The sequence below is a fragment of the Bacteroidota bacterium genome, assembly GCA_016711505.1.
Classification (GTDB): Bacteria; Bacteroidota; Bacteroidia; order AKYH767-A; family 2013-40CM-41-45; genus JADKIH01.
The window spans coordinates 278,160-296,220 of record JADJSV010000003.1; the positions used below are offsets into that span (position 1 = coordinate 278,160).

At 38.2% G+C, this 18,061-nt stretch carries 15 protein-coding genes and 1 pseudogene; 4 read left to right on the forward strand and 12 right to left on the reverse strand.

All coding sequences use genetic code 11. The annotated features are described in order from the left end of the window. Nucleotides 1-116: 116 nt before the first annotated feature. The 4 genes from IPL24_07060 to IPL24_07075 all read right to left on the reverse strand — a co-directional run bounded on the left by IPL24_07060 (nucleotide 117) and on the right by IPL24_07075 (nucleotide 3,799). Nucleotides 117-773 carry a hypothetical protein gene (locus IPL24_07060; GenBank protein ID MBK8363444.1) on the reverse strand — a complete coding sequence of 219 codons (657 nt, stop codon included), beginning with the start codon at nucleotides 771-773 and terminating at the stop codon, nucleotides 117-119. 39 nt (nucleotides 774-812) lie between these two features. Next, nucleotides 813-2,069 (reverse strand): nucleoside permease, encoded by a 1,257-nt coding sequence (locus tag IPL24_07065; protein MBK8363445.1) that lies wholly within the window; start codon nucleotides 2,067-2,069, stop codon nucleotides 813-815. Between the two features lie 228 nt (nucleotides 2,070-2,297). Then, nucleotides 2,298-3,401, reverse strand: coding sequence for a T9SS type A sorting domain-containing protein (locus IPL24_07070; protein ID MBK8363446.1), 1,104 nt, complete (start codon nucleotides 3,399-3,401; stop codon nucleotides 2,298-2,300). Continuing rightward, nucleotides 3,398-3,799 carry a hypothetical protein gene (locus tag IPL24_07075; protein MBK8363447.1) on the reverse strand — a complete coding sequence of 134 codons (402 nt, stop codon included), beginning with the start codon at nucleotides 3,797-3,799 and terminating at the stop codon, nucleotides 3,398-3,400. Before IPL24_07075 ends, IPL24_07070 begins: the two co-directional genes overlap by 4 nt. A 170-nt stretch (nucleotides 3,800-3,969) precedes the next feature. Between IPL24_07075 and IPL24_07080 the strand changes: the two genes are divergently transcribed. Next, nucleotides 3,970-4,764 (forward strand): thymidylate synthase, encoded by a 795-nt coding sequence (locus tag IPL24_07080; protein MBK8363448.1) that lies wholly within the window; start codon nucleotides 3,970-3,972, stop codon nucleotides 4,762-4,764. An 8-nt stretch (nucleotides 4,765-4,772) separates the two neighbouring features. Beyond that, nucleotides 4,773-5,267 carry a dihydrofolate reductase gene (locus IPL24_07085; GenBank protein ID MBK8363449.1) on the forward strand — a complete coding sequence of 165 codons (495 nt, stop codon included), beginning with the start codon at nucleotides 4,773-4,775 and terminating at the stop codon, nucleotides 5,265-5,267. Between the two features lie 427 nt (nucleotides 5,268-5,694). Here the strand turns inward: IPL24_07085 and IPL24_07090 are convergent. Beyond that, nucleotides 5,695-7,917, reverse strand: a pseudogene (locus IPL24_07090) (sodium-translocating pyrophosphatase). 276 nt (nucleotides 7,918-8,193) lie between these two features. On the opposite strand from IPL24_07090, the gene typA reads away from it, so the two are divergent. Further along, the gene (gene typA / locus IPL24_07095) at nucleotides 8,194-9,993 is read left to right on the forward strand and encodes a translational GTPase TypA (protein MBK8363450.1); all 1,800 of its coding nucleotides are present in this window, start codon (nucleotides 8,194-8,196) and stop codon (nucleotides 9,991-9,993) included. A 75-nt stretch (nucleotides 9,994-10,068) separates the two neighbouring features. Continuing rightward, on the forward strand, nucleotides 10,069-11,832 hold the full coding sequence (locus IPL24_07100; protein MBK8363451.1) for a hypothetical protein: 1,764 nt from the start codon (nucleotides 10,069-10,071) through the stop codon (nucleotides 11,830-11,832). Between the two features lie 449 nt (nucleotides 11,833-12,281). Here IPL24_07100 and IPL24_07105 read toward each other — a convergent pair whose 3' ends face one another. From IPL24_07105 to IPL24_07135, 7 genes are all read right to left on the reverse strand, one after another. Continuing rightward, nucleotides 12,282-12,506 (reverse strand): hypothetical protein, encoded by a 225-nt coding sequence (locus tag IPL24_07105; GenBank protein ID MBK8363452.1) that lies wholly within the window; start codon nucleotides 12,504-12,506, stop codon nucleotides 12,282-12,284. A 115-nt stretch (nucleotides 12,507-12,621) separates the two neighbouring features. Then, nucleotides 12,622-13,290 (reverse strand): DUF4159 domain-containing protein, encoded by a 669-nt coding sequence (locus IPL24_07110; GenBank protein MBK8363453.1) that lies wholly within the window; start codon nucleotides 13,288-13,290, stop codon nucleotides 12,622-12,624. Between the two features lie 129 nt (nucleotides 13,291-13,419). Further along, a complete protein-coding gene (locus IPL24_07115) occupies nucleotides 13,420-14,103 on the reverse strand; it encodes a 16S rRNA (uracil(1498)-N(3))-methyltransferase (protein MBK8363454.1) in 684 nt (227 codons plus the stop codon). 105 nt (nucleotides 14,104-14,208) lie between these two features. After that, the gene (pckA, locus tag IPL24_07120; protein MBK8363455.1) at nucleotides 14,209-15,825 is read right to left on the reverse strand and encodes a phosphoenolpyruvate carboxykinase (ATP); all 1,617 of its coding nucleotides are present in this window, start codon (nucleotides 15,823-15,825) and stop codon (nucleotides 14,209-14,211) included. 58 nt (nucleotides 15,826-15,883) lie between these two features. Then, nucleotides 15,884-16,381 (reverse strand): hypothetical protein, encoded by a 498-nt coding sequence (locus IPL24_07125; protein ID MBK8363456.1) that lies wholly within the window; start codon nucleotides 16,379-16,381, stop codon nucleotides 15,884-15,886. Between the two features lie 22 nt (nucleotides 16,382-16,403). Next, complete coding sequence (locus IPL24_07130; GenBank protein ID MBK8363457.1) at nucleotides 16,404-16,790, reverse strand: DUF423 domain-containing protein; 387 nt, start codon at nucleotides 16,788-16,790, stop codon at nucleotides 16,404-16,406. 87 nt (nucleotides 16,791-16,877) lie between these two features. Beyond that, nucleotides 16,878-17,882 carry a DUF4476 domain-containing protein gene (locus tag IPL24_07135; GenBank protein MBK8363458.1) on the reverse strand — a complete coding sequence of 335 codons (1,005 nt, stop codon included), beginning with the start codon at nucleotides 17,880-17,882 and terminating at the stop codon, nucleotides 16,878-16,880. Between the last annotated feature and the right edge of the window lie 179 nt (nucleotides 17,883-18,061).

Genomic DNA, 18,061 nt, shown 5'->3' on the forward strand with positions numbered 1-18,061 from the left:
TAACGGGGGCTTATGAAAGCCTGACGATTTCTGATAAAAAGTTCAAGGGGTTTAAAGGGTTTAAGGTGTTACACCTTTCACACTTTAAACCCCTTAAATTTTGCATAAAATAATTTTTAAGGTGATTTTATTTTTATTGATTGAATTTTTTTAATCGAGCTGTCATAGTATTTTACCAGATAGAATTTTCGTTTCGAGTTATAATACGGATGGGTGAATTCGTTTGAGGGATATTCAATTTCAGTTACAAGTTTGCGAACATAGTTTTCATCAAAAATGAGTAATCTTTTTAAAGTAAATATCACTGATACTTCCTGTAAAATTGCTAATTCATTATTATTAATGAATTTCATATTCACATTATATACAGAAGGAGTTGAATAAAGAGAATCTCTGACTTTTTTTCCTTCATTAGAATAAAAACTTATTTGTACAATGGTCGATAAATTTTCGGTGGGCCTGAATCCAACAGTTGCAAATCTATAATCATTAACAATTACGGCCATTTTTGCAGACTCGTAATTATAAGGAAAGTCATATAATTCTTTTTTGTTGAAATCATAAGCTTTAAAAATCAATGAATCATAAAACAATACTATACAACTTAACGAATCAGGAGAAAATTCTACAGTGCCGTTTGAAACGACAAGGCTGTCTTTAGCAAAATATAGAATTTTTGTGTTTCCGGATTGCTGAATTTTTATTGTTGATGCATTGCCATTTATAGTAAACGATAACCAAATAAACGTAATCAGGAATATACATTTTTCCATAATATTAAATTTATCAGGATGGTAAATAATTAATCAGTGTTAATGTGAAACAGCCTGAATTTCTTTCGGATCGTGTTTATGTTTGAAGAAAATTGCAAATAGAATTGCAACGATCATTGCGTAGGCAGCAAAAGAAAGCCAGATGTGTTGCCAGTCTTTTTCACCGGTAGCACTTGTGAAATATTTATCAATTGCATATCCGCTTACCACGCTTCCCAGATAAGCACCAACCCCATTAGTCATCATCATAAATAATCCTTGTGCACTCGAACGGATTGAAGAATCTGTATTTGTTTCTATGAAGAGTGAACCGGAGATGTTGAAAAAATCGAATGCCATTCCATATACGATACATGAAAGTATGATCATCCATAATCCACCAGCCGGATCTCCATAGCCGAATAATGCAAACCTTAAAACCCAGGCAAGCATTGAGAAAAGCATTACTTTTTTAATGCCAAATCTTTTAAGGAAAAATGGAATTGTAAGGATGAAAACGGTTTCAGAGATCTGGGAAATTGACATGATGATCGTAGAATATTTCACTACCAAAGAATCTGCGTATTCAGGAAATCTTTTGAAGTCATCGAGGAATGAATCACCATACATATTTGTCAATTGCAATGCACCACCCAGAAACATAGAGAAGATAAAGAACAATGACATTTTATAATTGCCAAACAATTTAAAAGCACTTAATCCTAATTGTTCAAGCAATGAAGAATCTTTTGAAATGCTTTTCTGCGGCGGACATTTTGGAAGTGTGAAGGCGTAAATTCCCAGTACGATCGCTGCAATTCCGCCTATGATAAACTGATTCGCATTGGCTTTACTTCCTGTCAGATTGGTGATCCACATGGCAACGATAAAACCAATTGTTCCCCACACACGAATAGGAGGGAAGACTTTTATGACATCGAATTTATTGTCTTTGAGAATTGTATAGGCGATTGAATTCGAAAGTGAAATTGTAGGCATGTAACAGATCATCGCACCAAAGATCACATAGTAAAGCGTGTCCGGATCATTTACACTGGGCACATAAAATAAGATCAAACCATAAAGTATATGTAGAATTCCATACAGTCTTTCTGCATTCATCCACTTATCTGCAATGATCCCTGCGATCGTCGGCATAAAGAGTGATGACAATGCAAGCGTAGAAAAGATAGCACCAAACTGTGCACCTGTCCAGCCTTTGGCATTGAAACAATAAGTACCGATTGTGATCAGCCATGCACCCCAGACAAAGAATTGAAAAAAACTCACTACAGTCAGACGAAATTTAATGCCCATATTTTTTGCGTTTAGTTTCGAAAGATAGTTTAAATCTTAAATACTCGTAAAAACTTCGATATTTTATTTTCCGTGGCAATACGACTGAATATGCAGATATTCTGAACGGATTTGCGCTATTTTTATATGCTCTCTGTTTACTTAAGTATGCAGAAAGTTATTTGAAAAGAGCGCCGTTGTTGAAAAGCGTTATAGTTCGAGACGATATCAAGAAGAAACATGAATTATTTAGTTTTTCACAAACTTTTCTGAAACATTTTCTTTCTCCGTAACAATGGTCACCAAGTAAATTCCTGCTGCAAGATTATCCATCGGAATATTTTTCGAGAAATTTCCGGCATCAGCTATTACATCGTCAACAAAAAGAATTCTACCGGAAATATCTGTGAGTATAATTTTTAAATGATTTCCTTTGAGATCATATGCTTGTAAAAAAGCATTTTGCAAATTTGAATTATAATAAACGCTTAGTTTCGGAACCGAATTTTGAGGAAGTTCTCTGATCGCAGTAATAGTGTCGCAGACACTACTCTGAAAAGCCCCAAGTCCATAGTTTGGATGATTAGGAACTGTCCTAAAATTGTAGCAAGGAAGACGGATAGCATGTTGTCTAACGTCACAACTCACACCGCTGCTATCCGGATAATTTATGTAATGAAGATCAACAACACTATTTCCAGCTGTTATGTAAATCTTATCATCATTTGCAAGGTACATATACCAGAAATTGTCTAGTAACGGAGGATAAGGTGAGTAGTATCCATCATTGCTAGCAACTGAGTCAAGTGATGGCTGAGCTAATGAATCTGTCCTCATTTGAAAAATATGATAAGTTGAAGCGGCATATAAAAATTGGGAGCTTCTTGAAAATGCTAATGCAGAACCTGGATGTGTGTCAGTGCAATCTATTATTTTAGCGTTTGAAAACATTCCTGAACATCTATCAAAATTAAACAAGTATACATAGAAGACCCAAGGACCATTAAATGCATTTGATAATGAGTAGGCGAATTTACTACCATCCGGACTGAAAAGCGGTTGAGTAGCATTCAAGTATGCAGGAGGAACATTTAGATTTTGAGTAGAAATTTGTGAAACCCCATCAGGTGTTAATAAAATTTTGTAAGCAAGATCAGAGCTGTCTTTAATAGCAACGATCCACCAGTCTCTTCCATTTGCATGCTTGCATGCGGCAATTCCGTAACTAAAAGTATCCTGAACAGCAATTAGGTTTTTTGAAATAACCCTGCCTAGGCCGCCATTCAGATTAAGGTCAATAACAGAATAGTAAATTTCTGTAGCTGCTAAATTCGCATCGTAATTTCCCGTCATATGAAAAAGTACAAATTGATTTTGCTGACCCGAAAAGGGACAATTATATTTGCAGAAGCAAAAGGAAGTCCATCGCTAAAATCAGATGTATATTGTCCCGGATTTAAATCATCTCCATTATCCATAATGTTTCCGGTTGCATCCGCAACATAAACTCCATTTGTGGCAATAACAATATTTCCCATACTGTCCGAAATATTAGCTTGTGCACCAACAAATTTCATGGGTCTTGCTTCGGGAATTCCTTGAAATCCGGAATCAAAATTGATCCGTGCTCTCATGGTAGTTGTAAAAGAATCCAAACCTGTGGTATATCCTACTAAGTAGTTTGCGCTTTGAAATTGCGAATAACCACAAAATGAAAGACAAAGTAAAAGGAGAATTAATAGTGTTCTCATAATATTAATAGCAGCCCGAGTATTCGGGCTGCTATTGTAAATTTAGACAAATTAATGTACGACGCCTAATTGCCCTGCAAAGGTTGAAAGGTCTCATTTTTTGGTGATATCTTTTCGGTCTGTTTAGGTGAGATTTTCGTTAACTTTGCAACCGTTAGATATTATATTTTATGAAACAATACCAAGATCTTCTCAATCATGTAATGCAAAAAGGTAGCGACAAAAGCGATCGCACCGGTACCGGCACACGGAGTGTGTTTGGATACCAGATGCGGTTTGACCTGGCTGAAGGATTTCCATTACTGACAACAAAAAAGTTGCATACTAAATCAATCTTTCATGAACTGTTGTGGTTCATCAAAGGGGATACGAATATAAAGTACCTCAAGGATAATGGCGTCTCCATCTGGGACGATTGGGCTGATGAGAATGGTGACCTCGGTCCGGTATACGGTTCACAATGGCGCGCATGGAAAACGGATGATGGTCGCAAGATTGATCAGCTTTCTGAGGTGATCGATCAGATCAAAAAGAATCCGGATTCGCGAAGGCTAATTGTAAGTGCATGGAATGTTGGGGAAGTAAGTAAAATGAAATTGCCGCCTTGTCACGCTTTCTTCCAGTTTTATGTTGCTGATGGAAAATTGTCTTGTCAGTTGTATCAGCGTAGTGCTGATATATTCCTTGGTGTTCCATTTAACATTGCTTCATATGCAGCACTCACAATGATGGTAGCGCAGGTAACAGGACTAAAGCCCGGAACCTTTGTTCATACTCTTGGCGATGCTCATATTTATACCAATCACTTTGAACAAGTGAATCTGCAACTCACAAGAGATCCAAGACCTCTTCCTCAACTAATTTTAAATCCGGAAGTGAAAAGTATTTTCGATTTCAGATTTGAAGATCTTTCCATCGTTAATTATGATCCGCATCCGCACATCAAAGGTGCTGTAGCCGTATAAAATAAATTATGCTTTCAATTGTAGTAGCCGTTTCTGAGAATAATGTAATTGGTCATGCCAATGATCTGCCGTGGAAATTATCCGGCGATCTGAAACGTGTTAAAGCGCTGACGATGGGACACCATCTCATCATGGGCAGAAAGACATATGAGAGCATCGGCAGACCTTTACCTGGAAGAACAACAGTAATCGTTACACGACAAAAACGATACGCTCCTGAAGGCTGTATTGTGGTAAATACTTTTTTTGATGCAATAAAAGTTTCCTGGAATGATAACGAAGCTTTTGTTTTCGGTGGCGGCGAAATTTTTAAAGTTGCATTACCACATTGCGATAAAATATATCTGACGAGAATTCATACAACAATTGAAGGCACTGTATTTTTTCCTGAATTGAATATGGATGAATGGGAAATCATGGCGGAAGATAAATATCCGGCTGATGAGAAGAATGAGTTTGCTTGTACGGTTTTTGAAATGCAACGGATAAAAGTTAAAATTTAACACTAAGATCACTAAGTTTAGCACAAGAGCACAAGTGATTTATTTTATCTTGTGTTCTTGTGACTAATTTTAGTGATCTTAGTGTTGAAATTTTTAAGTTTCAATTCAACCTATCCACTTTCCCCCAAAAAAAAGTCCCGCCGAAGCAGGACCATATTTTTTATTTTTCATTTTTCGTTTTTCACTTTCTGTGCATCCCGCAACTTTCATTCGGACATCCATCTTTCGCACAATCAATCCCCGCTGCTTTGCATGCTGCCATACATTCTTCTGTGCAACTTCCGCCTTCAGATTTCATTCCGCCCATTGCATGAACACATGCATCTTTCTTCACATAACACTTTCCGTTTTCCATTTTAACACAAGCAGAGCTGTCTAATTTTCCTGAGGCCATCATTTCTGCACACGCTGCAGAATCCATAACGCAATTTCCATCAGCATCCATTTCACAACCCATTCCCATTTTCTCGCCGCCACTCATGTGACATTCAATTGCTGCTTTATCAGAACAACAAGCGTCCATAGTTTCTGCGCTGCCACCTGTTACTGCTATGTAAGGAGCAATTACCAATGAAACGATAGACATCAATTTGATAAGGATATTCATTGAAGGACCTGATGTATCTTTGAACGGATCACCAACTGTATCACCTGTAACAGATGCTTTATGTGGTTCTGATTTTTTGTAGAACATTTCTCCATTGATCATAACACCTTTCTCGAAAGATTTTTTTGCATTGTCCCATGCACCACCTGCATTTGACTGGAAGATTCCCATTAACACACCGCTTACTGTTACACCGGCTAACAATCCACCAAGAACTTCAGGACCGAATGTAAATCCAACGATCAATGGTGTGATCAATGCAATTGCACCCGGCATGATCATTTCACGGATCGATGCTTTAGTTGAAATGGCAACACATTTTTCATATTCCGGTTTTGCTTTGTATTCCATGATGCCCGGAATATCGCGGAACTGTCTGCGGACTTCGTGTACCATATCCATAGCAGCTTTTCCAACTGCCTGGATACATAATGCCGAGAAAATAAATGGAATCATTGCACCTACAAATAATCCTGCAAGTACATCTGCTTTATAAATATCAATCGCAGAAATTCCTGCTATACCTACAAAGGCTGCAAATAATGCTAACGATGTTAATGCTGCTGAAGCGATCGCAAATCCTTTTCCTGTTGCTGCTGTTGTATTTCCTACTGCATCTAAATTGTCTGTACGCTCACGAACTTCAGGAGGTAACTGGCTCATCTCTGCAATACCACCGGCATTATCTGCGATCGGACCGAATGCATCAATTGCTAATTGCATTGCTGTTGTTGCCATCATTCCGGCTGCAGCTATTGCTACTCCGTATAAACCTGCACATCTGTATGAAACAATAATACCTGCTGCTAATGTCAGAATCGGGATCACTGTTGATTTCATACCAACAGATAATCCACTGATGATATTGGTTGCATGGCCGGTAGAAGATTGCTGAATGATTGAGTTCACCGGACCTTTGCCCATGGCAGTATAATATTCAGTTACGATACTCATAATTGCACCAACTGCAGTACCTGTCAGGATTGCAAGAAACACTCCTGTTTTTGTGAATGTAGCAGTACGAAGAATGATATCACCATCAGGTAACATCCAGTTCACAACAAAATAAGAAGCGATGACTGTAAGGATCATCGATGCCCAGTTACCCAGGTTCAATGCATTCTGAACACTTGATTTTTCATCTTTAATTGTAACGAACCATGTTCCTACGATTGAGAAAAGAATTCCCAGACCACAAATCACCATTGGTAATAAGATCGGCGACATTCCTCCGAAATTATCAGTAACAATTACTTCCTGACCTAAAACCATAGTTGCTAAAATGGTTGCAACATATGATCCGAAAAGATCGGCACCCATTCCTGCTACGTCACCAACGTTGTCACCAACGTTATCTGCAATCGTGGCAGGATTACGAACATCATCTTCAGGAATTCCTGCTTCCACTTTTCCAACTAAGTCAGCACCAACGTCAGCAGCTTTAGTATAGATACCACCACCAACACGTGCAAACAATGCGATCGATTCAGCTCCTAATGAAAATCCAGTTAATACTTCAATTGCTGTTCTAACTGTGTCTTCACCTAAGCCTGCAAAAATATTCAGGAAGGCAATGAACAATCCGCCTAATCCTAAGATCGCAAGACCAGCAACACCAAGTCCCATTACCGTTCCACCTGTGAAAGAAACTTTCAACGCTTGTTTTAAACTAGTACGTGCAGCTTGTGTTGTACGGACGTTTGCTTTTGTGGCAACCTTCATTCCTATATATCCGGCAGTAGCTGAAAACACAGCCCCGATAATAAAAGCTATTGAAATGATCCAACTTGAATGTATTTCTTTACCATTCACTTCATGAATGGTTCCTGAATAAGCTAGTAATACTGCAGCGAACGTTACGAAAATACCTAGTACTTTCCATTCTGCTTTTAGAAATGCCATTGCTCCGTCAGCGATATATCCTGCTAACTCTTGCATCTTAGCATCACCGGCATCCTGTTTATTGACCCAGGCTGCCTTGATGAACATGACTATTAATCCGACGATACCGAGAATTGGTATCAAGAACACGAAATTTTCCATAAAATGCTATTTTTGAAGGGCTGCAAAGGTAGATTAATACTCAATATTTCCAAACGATATTAAAATTTCGGATTTCGGATTTCGAATTCCGGAATGAGCCAATTCTATACTTCATTTCCAATTCCAAATTGTTGTAGTGTTATGAAAGTAAGCGGTTTACAAATATTTCGAAAACCCTAAATCCTAAATCCGGAATCCGAAATCCAAAATCGTTCGCATTTCGAGCGAAAATTACTACCTTCGCGGCCCGCTTAACTTAGAAAGCGTCATAACTACATGCAAATCAGAAATATAGCCATTATTGCCCACGTTGATCACGGTAAAACGACCTTGGTTGACAAAATGCTGCATCAAGCCAAACTTTTTCGTGATAATCAGGCGACTGATGATCTTATTCTTGATAATAATGACCTAGAACGTGAACGTGGTATCACTATCGTTGCCAAAAACGTTTCAATCAGATACAAAGACGTAAAAATCAACATCATAGATACACCTGGTCACGCCGATTTCGGTGGTGAAGTGGAGCGTGTACTGACAATGGCTGATAGTGTATTGCTTTTAGTCGATGCTTTTGAAGGTGCAATGCCGCAAACGCGTTTTGTTACTCAAAAAGCACTTGCTCTTGGATTAAAACCAATTGTCGTGATCAATAAAGTCGACAAAGAAAACTGTCGCCCCGACGAAGTGCATGAGCAGGTATTTGACTTGTTCTATAACCTAGGAGCAACAGAAGAACAACTAGGTTTCCCGACTCTTTATGGTTCATCGAAGCAAGGCTGGATGAGCACAGACTGGAAAACTCCGAAAGAAGATATCACTGATTTACTTGATACAATTATAGATTATTGTCCTCCTGCAAATGTTCGTCAGGGTACACCTCAGATGCTGATCACTTCTCTTGACTATTCAAGTTTCGTTGGTCGTATTGCTATCGGTCGTGTTTTCCGTGGAACAATGCGTGAGAGTATGCCGGTTTCATTGATGAAACGTGATGGTACTATTCTTAAGTCGCGTGTAAAAGAAATTCACAGCTTCGAAGGATTAGGTCGTAGCAAACAAACATTTGTTGAGGCAGGTGATATTTGTGCAATCGTTGGACTGGAAAGTTTTGATATCGGTGACACAATTGCTGATTTCGAATCTCCGGAAGCACTTCCTACAATTGATGTCGATGAGCCGACAATGAGTATGTTTTTTACCATCAACAATTCACCGTTCTTTGGTAAAGAAGGAAAGTTTGTCACTTCACGTCACTTACGTGATCGTCTTTATAAAGAGATCGAAAAAAATCTTGCTTTACGTGTTGAAGAAACATCTTCTCCGGATGCGTACAATGTTTATGGTCGTGGTGTACTTCACTTATCGATCCTTATTGAAACAATGCGTCGTGAAGGGTATGAACTGCAAGTTGGACAACCGCAAGTTATCGTAAAAGAGATCGATGGAGTAAAATGTGAACCGATTGAAATGCTTACTGTCAATGTTCCTGAAGAATTTTCAGGTTCTGTAATTGACCTGGTAACACAACGCAAAGGTGAACTTTTGATCATGGAACCAAAAGGTGATGTACTGCATTTAGAATTCAGTATTCCTGCCCGAGGGGTGATCGGACTCCGGAATAATATGTTAACAGCTACCCAAGGTGAGGCAATTATTGCCCATCGATTCAAAGCATACGAGCCATGGAAAGGTGACCTTCCGGGTCGCATCAATGGTGTGCTTTTATCTATGGACAAAGGCAAGACAACTGCCTACTCAATTGACAAACTTCAGGATCGTGGCAGATTTTTTATTGATCCTGCTGAAGAGGTTTATGCAGGTCAGGTGATAGGGGAGAGTATTCGTCCGGGAGATCTTGTAATAAACGTTACTCGTGCAAAACAATTAACAAATATGCGTGCATCAGGTAGTGATGACAATGTTAGAATTACACCAAAAATTAATTTCTCTTTAGAGGAAGCAATGGAATACATTGAAAAAGATGAATACCTAGAAGTAACTCCTAAAGCAATTCGTATGAGAAAAATCATACTTGATGAAAATGAGAGAAAACGATATTCAAAAAATAATTAACAATCCTTCATTATAAACAAATTAATTGCAATATTGCGAAAAAATTCACCTCTACTAATTTTTATTCCACTCGAAATGAATAAGCTTAAATCACTCTCCTTCATACTGTTAGCAGTAGCAGTAGCAGGTTGTAACGGCTTAGGGAAAATGGCCAAAAACTACAGCCAGGTTAAACACGAAGTAACCCCTAATCCACTAGAACTCCATGGCGACAGCGTTGCTATCTCAGTTAAGGGTACGTACCCTCCAAAGTACTTCGCTAAAAAAGTAGATGTTGTAGTAACTCCGGTTATTAAATCTTCTACAGCTGAGCATTCGTACAAATCTGTCACTATTGTTGGTGAGAAATCACAAACAGCCGGTGTTAAGATCAACGAAAAAGCAGGCGGTAGTTTTACCTACACTGACAAGATCGCTTACACAGCTGACATGAAAGCCGCTGATGTTATGGCTAAATCAACAGGTACTAAAGGCAAAACAACGAAAGAGATCGGAGCAATTAAAATTGCTGACGGTACGATCGTTACTCCGCTTTTAGTTAAAGCTGACGAAAAAGCAATCGTAGGAAAAGATGCTTTCCAAAGAATTACTCCGGCGAATTTTGATGGCGGAATTTACTATTTGATCAATACATCAAATGTAAATCCTAACTTCAAAGTGAAGAAGTGTGATATCAATAACAAAGTTCAGTTTTCAATGTTGGATTCAGCAATGAAAGCATTATCTGTTGCTCCTTATTCTGTAAAAGGCGTAAGCATCATGGGTTATGCATCACCTGATGGAACTGAAAAAATCAATACTGATCTTGCTGAAAATCGTTCGAAATCATCTGCAAAATATATGGCAGATGCAATGACGAAAATGATGAACAAAGATCGTAAACCTAAAGAGCGTATCAAGATCAGCGCAGACAGTTCATTGTTCACTCGTAGCACTACGAATGAAGACTGGGCAGGTTTCCAGACATTGATGCAAAATTCTGATATGCCTCAGAAAGATATGATCCTTCGTATCGTTGCTTCTAATTCAGATGCTGAAGCTCGTGAAATGGAAATTAAGAAAATGGGTAAAGCATATGATGAGATCGCAGAAGGTGTACTTCCTAAATTACGTCGTTCTGCAATTACTATCAATGCTGATAAAATCGGTCGTTCTGATGAGCAGATCACTGCACTTGCAAAATCAAATCCTGATTCATTAAATGTTGAAGAGATCCTTTATGCTGCAACATTGACAACTGATAACAACGAAAAACTTTCTATCTATCGTTCTGCTGAGCGTATCTATCCACAAGACTGGAGAGCAGCAAACAATGTTGGAATGGTTCTTTTCTCAACAGGTGATGTTGATGGAGCAATGACTCAGTTCACAAAAGCTGATCAATTGAACCCAAGCAATCCGGTTATTAAAAATAACATGGGTGCTGTTTATAGCCGTAAAGGTGACCGCACAAATGCTGCTGCAGCTTATGCAGAAGCAAGTGCTGCAGGTTCCGAAGTAAATGAAAATATGGGAATCATTGATATCCGTAACGGTAACTATTCTGCTGCCGTATCTCATTACTCAGGAGTAAATAGCTTCAATGCTGCTTTAGCTAAATTATTAGCAGGTGACAAAGATGGTGCAATGAGCACAATCGATGCTTCTCCTGATAAAGATACAGCTATGGGAATGTACCTTAAAGCAATTATCTCTTCCCGTAAAGGTGATAACACAGGTGTTGTATCTAACCTTACATCAGCTATCGCTAAAGATGCTTCATTGAAATCAATGGCTGCTGAAGATCGTGAATTCATTAAATTATTCAACGACGCTTCTTTCAAAGCTGCAGTACAATAATTCGAAAATATCATTTATGAAAAATCCCCTGGAGAAGTTCTTCAGGGGATATTTTTTTTTTGTAATTTGGGATTAGAGATTTGTAATTAGAAAAAATCGAAAGCCTAATTGAAATAGCTACTTCTGTATATACCTCATTATTCATTATTCATCGTTTTGCTAAATAGAGGGCTCTACTAGAAAACGAAAAGATCCTTCCAGGATGACGAGTCGGTTTACTTCAAATGCAAAAGGGAAAAAAAGATTCGGGCGAAGGCCCGAATCTTTTTATTTTTGGTCAATTCAAGGTCATCCTGAAAGGACCTTTTCGGTTATTAAGCCTTACTGTTTCATGTCTATAATTAGATAATGAAAATAAATTTTATACCTGCCAATTCAGAAAAAAAACCAAAAGCCAAATCAAGGTAACTACTTCTGTAGCTACACCATTTTTCAATTTTAGTTATTAGTTAAAATATGACCTTCCAGTCATTCTCCCGAAACAAATTCGCTCTATACTTAGCAAATTCTTTCTGAGGTTCCGTAGTTTGATTTTCTGCTGAACGAACTTTTTTGAATTTATCAATGATCAATTCGTCAACTTCTAATCCTAAATCGTTTGCAAGGGTTTCAATTTTTTTGAAACAGTTCGACAGCCGGGAAATATCCGGATGCTTTTCGATAATGAGTGTCATGTGTTAAGTAAAGTGTGTTTGTGTGTATGATACTGCCAAATAAGATAATATTATTCAGGAAGACAAAAAAAATAGGTTAATCCTAACCGAATCTTATTTCAATACAAATTTCTAATTATTTCATCTGCTGATTGAAAACGTACTGGATCAGGTTAGCGCCCATTTTAAGAGCTTTCTGTCGTGCTTCGGGTTTATCCTTGTGTACATCGTAGTCTTCCCAGCCATCGCCTAAATCGCTTTCAAAGCTATAGTAAACGACAAGTCTGCCTTCGTAGATCAATCCAAATCCTTGCGGAGGTTTTCCATCATGTTCGTGGATTTTTGGCAAGCCATCCGGAAAGTCAAATTTCTGATGGTAGATGGGATAGGAGAAAGGTAGTTCAACAAGATCAAGTTCGGGAAATACTTTTTTTAGTTGCGGCCGGACAAATGGATCAATACCAAAATTATCGTCAATGTGTAAAAAGCCACCACTGACAAGATACTTTCTTAAATTTTCTGCTTCAGCATTTGACAAAACCCAATTGCCATGTCCGGTCATGTGAAGAAACGGATAATTGAAAATTTCCGGACTGCCAACCTCTACGATCGCTTGTTCAGGATTGATATTCGTCCCAAGATTAGTATTGCAAAACGTGATAAGATTAGGTAACGAAGTTTCAAGATTTGCATACCAGTCGCCACCACCATTATATTTCAATAAGGCAATCTTAAAAGATGGATCTGCAGCCTTTGCATTATTGATAAAAGAAAATGCAATTATTGCGAAGAAGAAATTTCTCATTATGCTAATGTACAATTAATAGAGTGTAGTTTAAAGATTTTAACACAAGATCACTAAGTTTTTGGCACAAGAGCACAAGTGTTCTTGTGATATATTTTAGTGATCTCAGTGTTTAATTTTAAGCGTAAACTATTCTTTCCCATGCTTATTAAAATTGAAATAAGCACAAGCCGCCATAGCCGCAGTTTCCGTCCGTAATCTTTCAGGTCCCAGACTCGTTAATACAAAACCGTTTTCCTTCGCTGCAAGAGTTTCACTTTCATGAAAATCACCTTCCGGTCCGATGAGAATTACTGCATCTTTCCCCGGCTTAAGTATATTTTTCAAATGATTCTCTGGACCGGCTTCCATAGCACAGATAAGCTTCTGTTCTTCTAACTCTGTTTTCAGGAAATTATTGAAAGGCTGCATTTCATTGATCACAGGTAACAGCGCCTTGCCCGATTGCTTTATTGCAGAGATAGCTATTCGCTTCAATCGGTCTGTTTTTACATCTTTCCTTTCTGAATGACGACATACCAGAAAAGAGATCTTATATAATCCCAGCTCAACACATTTTTCTAAAAGCCATTCGATCCGGTCAATGTTTTTTGTGGGTGCAATTGCAAGATGAAACAGTGGCCGGGAAATCTTCTGGACTTCTTTCGATTCTATTGTAGCAATGCAATCGTGTTTGTTGATCTCAGAGATAACAGAAGTATAAATATTTCCGGCGCCATCAGTGATCAGGATCTTTTCACCAACATTTTTCCTGACAACTTTCAGATGACGGAATTCATCATCTTCCAGAATTATCTGTCCTGCTGAATTAATATTTCCGAAATAAAGATCCACACGATTTTTTTTACAACTGACAAGAAACAAAAAAACCTTCTCCGAAGGAAGAAGGTTTTTAAAATTATATTAACCCTAATTCAGTCATGCATTCACTGTTAATTTCGGTGCTGCATTAAGAATTTCCGGAGTAGCGTATTCTGCATACTGAGCAAAGTTCTGAACGAAAGAAGATGCAAGTGTATTCATCTTTGCATCGTATTCGTTTTTATCTGCCCATGTATTTCTTGGATTCAAAATTTCTGTCGGAACACTTGGACAAGTCTTCGGCATTGAAAGTCCGAATACCGGCATTTTCTCAAATTCAACTTTGTCAAGTTCGCCATTCAACGCTGCTGCGATCATCGATCTTGTGAACGATAACTTCATCCGGTTACCTACACCATAAGATCCGCCAGACCAGCCTGTGTTAACAAGCCATACATTTACATTATGTTTCTTCAGTTTTTCACCAAGTAGTTCTGCGTATTTCGTTGGATGTAATGGCAAAAATGCTTTTCCAAAACAAGCAGAGAATGTTGTTGTCGGTTCTGTAACACCAACTTCTGTTCCTGCAACTTTTGCAGTATATCCTGAAATGAAATGGTACATAGCCTGACCTGCATCTAATTTAGATATAGGAGGAAGAACACCAAAGGCATCACATGTAAGGAAGAAAATGTTTTTAGGAATTCCTGCAATTGATGGTTCTACTGCATTGTCGATATGATGAATAGGATACGCTGCACGAGTGTTTTCAGTCTTGCTGATATTATCGTAATCAACGATCGTTGTTCCTTCAATAAATTCAATGTTCTCAACCAATGCGCCGAATTTAATAGCGTCAAAGATCTGTGGTTCTTTTTCTTTGGAAAGATTCACACATTTTGCATAACAACCGCCTTCAAAATTGAAAACAGTATCATCTGCCCAGCCATGCTCATCATCACCGATCAAACCTCTGTTTGGATCAGCACTCAAAGTTGTTTTTCCTGTTCCTGATAATCCGAAGAAGATAGCAGTATCGCCTGCTTTACCAATGTTTGCAGAGCAGTGCATTGATAAAACTTTTTTCTCATGTGGTAAAACATAATTCAATACAGAGAAAATACCTTTTTTGATCTCACCTGTATATGCAGTTCCGCCAATAAGAATTATCTTTTTTGTAAAATTCAATACTGCAAAATTTCCCTGACGTGTACCGTCAACTTTAGGATCCGCAATAAATCCGGGAGCACAGATGATCGTCCATTCTGCTTTTACAGCATTCAGAATTTCTTCTTTCGTAGGACGTAAGAATAAATTATGTGCAAATAAATTTGCCCATGGTGATTCAGTTACAACACGGATATTTAATCTGTGTTTTGGATCCGCACAAGCATAAGCATCGCGGACATAAATAGTTTTGCCCTGAAGGTATCCTGTAACACGATGATAAAGGCGATCAAATTTTTCAGAATCAAATTTGATATTGATGTCGCCCCACCAAACTGATTTTTCAGTGGTCTCATCGCAAACTATAAATTTATCTTTTGGGGATCTTCCGGTAAATTTTCCTGTGTCAACAGCAAGGGCACCGGTATCGGTTAACATACCTTCGCCACCTAGAATGGTTTCTTCAACAAGCTCTGCAGGCTGTAAATTCCAGTATGCGTCGGCAACATTTTTTAAACCCAGGTCAGCGATGGTTGCATCCTTCGCTTTTAGGCCAAATTCGTTCATGAGTAAGGTGTTTTTTTACGTTGTGCAAAGAAAGGGAAAAATTCTCAGAAAGCCCAATTTAACGTTTTCGTTTGTGCTTACAGGGTTGGTTCTCATAGATATGGACCCATTTTGCATCTTTCAGAGTTTCGGTGGTCTGTTTCACAAATTCCGCCTGACTTTTTTCATCTAATTCGTTGAGTCGCAGGCAGTAATCTGTCTCACCTTCCCGGCCCCATGGCGTTTTTTCGTAATCTATGTTTTTGCCTGATTTAACAGCGAAATCGCTTATAAGATCCTCAAATGCTCTCATCGCTTTATTATCGGTTCCGGAACCAATGGAAAAAAATACAACACTTAAACGATAAAGATCGTCTTTTGAAGAATCTACTTTCGCAGTTGCACCTGCATTTACCGGTTCAACAGGTGCTGTCGTTATTGTTGGTTCTGTCTTCACGGGTTCAGTTTTAGTTTGAGAAATTACAGTTGAATCTGCAGCAGTTGCAGTTTCCTTATTTGACTTGCATGCAAAGAACAAAAAACTTGCAAGCGATAAGAGGAGGATTTTTTTTGACATAATATTTCTTTTTGTGAAGTGTTTATTTTCCTTTAACAGCAATGATCAAACTGATCCATCCCAGAATGAAGCACAGCCCGCCTAATGGTGTGATCGGACCAAGTATGCTTTTAATTCCGGACAGTCCGTTGATATCAATCGTACTCAATAAATACAATGAACCCGAGAATAACAAAATCCCTGCCGTAAAGAACCAGAAGGAATAATTTAATGCCGGTACATGAAATCGTTCTGACAAAAGTCCAAGAATCAAAATTGCAAAGGCATGATAGAACTGATACTTAACTCCGGTTTCAAAAACCTGTAATTGCTGAATGCTCAGTTTTTCTTTCAAGGCATGAGCACCGAATGCACCCAGGATAACTGCTGTGCCTGCGAAGATGGAGCCGAGGGTAATATATTTTGACATATTATTTTTTGCTATTTGAACTCGTCGATAAAGATATGAAATAAAAAACCCCGCTTATCCGGCGGGGTTTTTTTAACTTCATTATAATTATCTTTTTGCTGATATATAATTGTTGAGATCTGTAACTGATGATTCGAATTCAAATGCATCATTGATCTTGTAGTAATTTCCCAGATCATATGTGTGATCATAGGCATATTTAGCATAATCAACTTTTGTAGTTTCAAAATCAAACAATGTCAGAACTTCTTTTACTTGTTGTGATGTCAGACAGTTGTTTTGTAATACTTGCTTTGCAATTGTAAGTTTTGTGGATTCGAAATCTTTTGAACGGATTGTTTCTTTCATATCTCCGAAATCTGCAGGATTCATAGGCATCGGACAACCGATCTTGCCATTGTAACCTTGCACATAAACTACCTGTGTTGGAGGTGGAGTGTTCGTATAAACAGGAGTTGAACCTGTTGTTGTAGTTGTAGATGAATGTGTTGTTGTAGTAGTTGTTGTACTTGAAGATGTCGTTGCACCATCATCCATTCCGAAACCGGATGCATTGATGCTGATACTTCCGCCACCTGTACCATCCATGTCGGTTCCGCTTACACCCATATTAATGCTGATGTTGTCGCTACCGCCATTCGATGTTGTAGTTTGTGAATGTGTTGTTGTAGTAGTAGTTGATCCTACCGGTTCTGAAACAGGTGCTGTTGTAGTATACACAACCACTGTTTGAGAAGAAGGAGTTTGTGGTGCTTGTGCAATTGGAACTGCGCTTACATATCGTGTAACGTATTGTCCTTTGTTGTTTTGCTTGATATTCCAGGTAACTTCTGAACCCATTTCATTAAAGAACATGTTGAAATCAACGAAGCCTAATTTTGCATCTGCAAATACGATTCTTGCTTTGTAATGATCTGCGACCAGTTGCGTCATTTTTACATTCGTTTCCGGAGTTGCATTTTGTAAAATTCCGTTCAGAATGACTTGAAATTTTTCACCATTTTCGGCGAAGAGAATTGCATTATTTGCCTGTGCATTCACTGCAACAGAAAAAAAGAATGCGAGACCTAGTAAGTAAATTGCTTTTTTCATTTTATGTGGATTGTTTTTTCGTTTCGGGTTTTCGGGATTACTAAAAACGTGCCAAATGTATAAAAAAGGAACTTTCATAAGACATTTGTGGACTGTTATTTTCCTGATTTATACAGGTTAACTTGTTGAAATTCTGATAATCAAATAGCATTTTCAGATTGTTTTGACAATAATAACAG

Coding starts and splice junctions, on each gene's coding strand:
- IPL24_07060 (MBK8363444.1), bottom strand. CDS start 773: ATGGAAAAATGTATATTCCTGATTACGTTTATTTGGTTATCGTTTACT.
- IPL24_07065 (MBK8363445.1), bottom strand. CDS start 2,069: ATGGGCATTAAATTTCGTCTGACTGTAGTGAGTTTTTTTCAATTCTTT.
- IPL24_07070 (MBK8363446.1), bottom strand. CDS start 3,401: ATGACGGGAAATTACGATGCGAATTTAGCAGCTACAGAAATTTACTAT.
- IPL24_07075 (MBK8363447.1), bottom strand. CDS start 3,799: ATGAGAACACTATTAATTCTCCTTTTACTTTGTCTTTCATTTTGTGGT.
- IPL24_07080 (MBK8363448.1), top strand. CDS start 3,970: ATGAAACAATACCAAGATCTTCTCAATCATGTAATGCAAAAAGGTAGC.
- IPL24_07085 (MBK8363449.1), top strand. CDS start 4,773: ATGCTTTCAATTGTAGTAGCCGTTTCTGAGAATAATGTAATTGGTCAT.
- typA (MBK8363450.1), top strand. CDS start 8,194: ATGCAAATCAGAAATATAGCCATTATTGCCCACGTTGATCACGGTAAA.
- IPL24_07100 (MBK8363451.1), top strand. CDS start 10,069: ATGAATAAGCTTAAATCACTCTCCTTCATACTGTTAGCAGTAGCAGTA.
- IPL24_07105 (MBK8363452.1), bottom strand. CDS start 12,506: ATGACACTCATTATCGAAAAGCATCCGGATATTTCCCGGCTGTCGAAC.
- IPL24_07110 (MBK8363453.1), bottom strand. CDS start 13,290: ATGAGAAATTTCTTCTTCGCAATAATTGCATTTTCTTTTATCAATAAT.
- pckA (MBK8363455.1), bottom strand. CDS start 15,825: ATGAACGAATTTGGCCTAAAAGCGAAGGATGCAACCATCGCTGACCTG.
- IPL24_07125 (MBK8363456.1), bottom strand. CDS start 16,381: ATGTCAAAAAAAATCCTCCTCTTATCGCTTGCAAGTTTTTTGTTCTTT.
- IPL24_07130 (MBK8363457.1), bottom strand. CDS start 16,790: ATGTCAAAATATATTACCCTCGGCTCCATCTTCGCAGGCACAGCAGTT.
- IPL24_07135 (MBK8363458.1), bottom strand. CDS start 17,882: ATGAAAAAAGCAATTTACTTACTAGGTCTCGCATTCTTTTTTTCTGTT.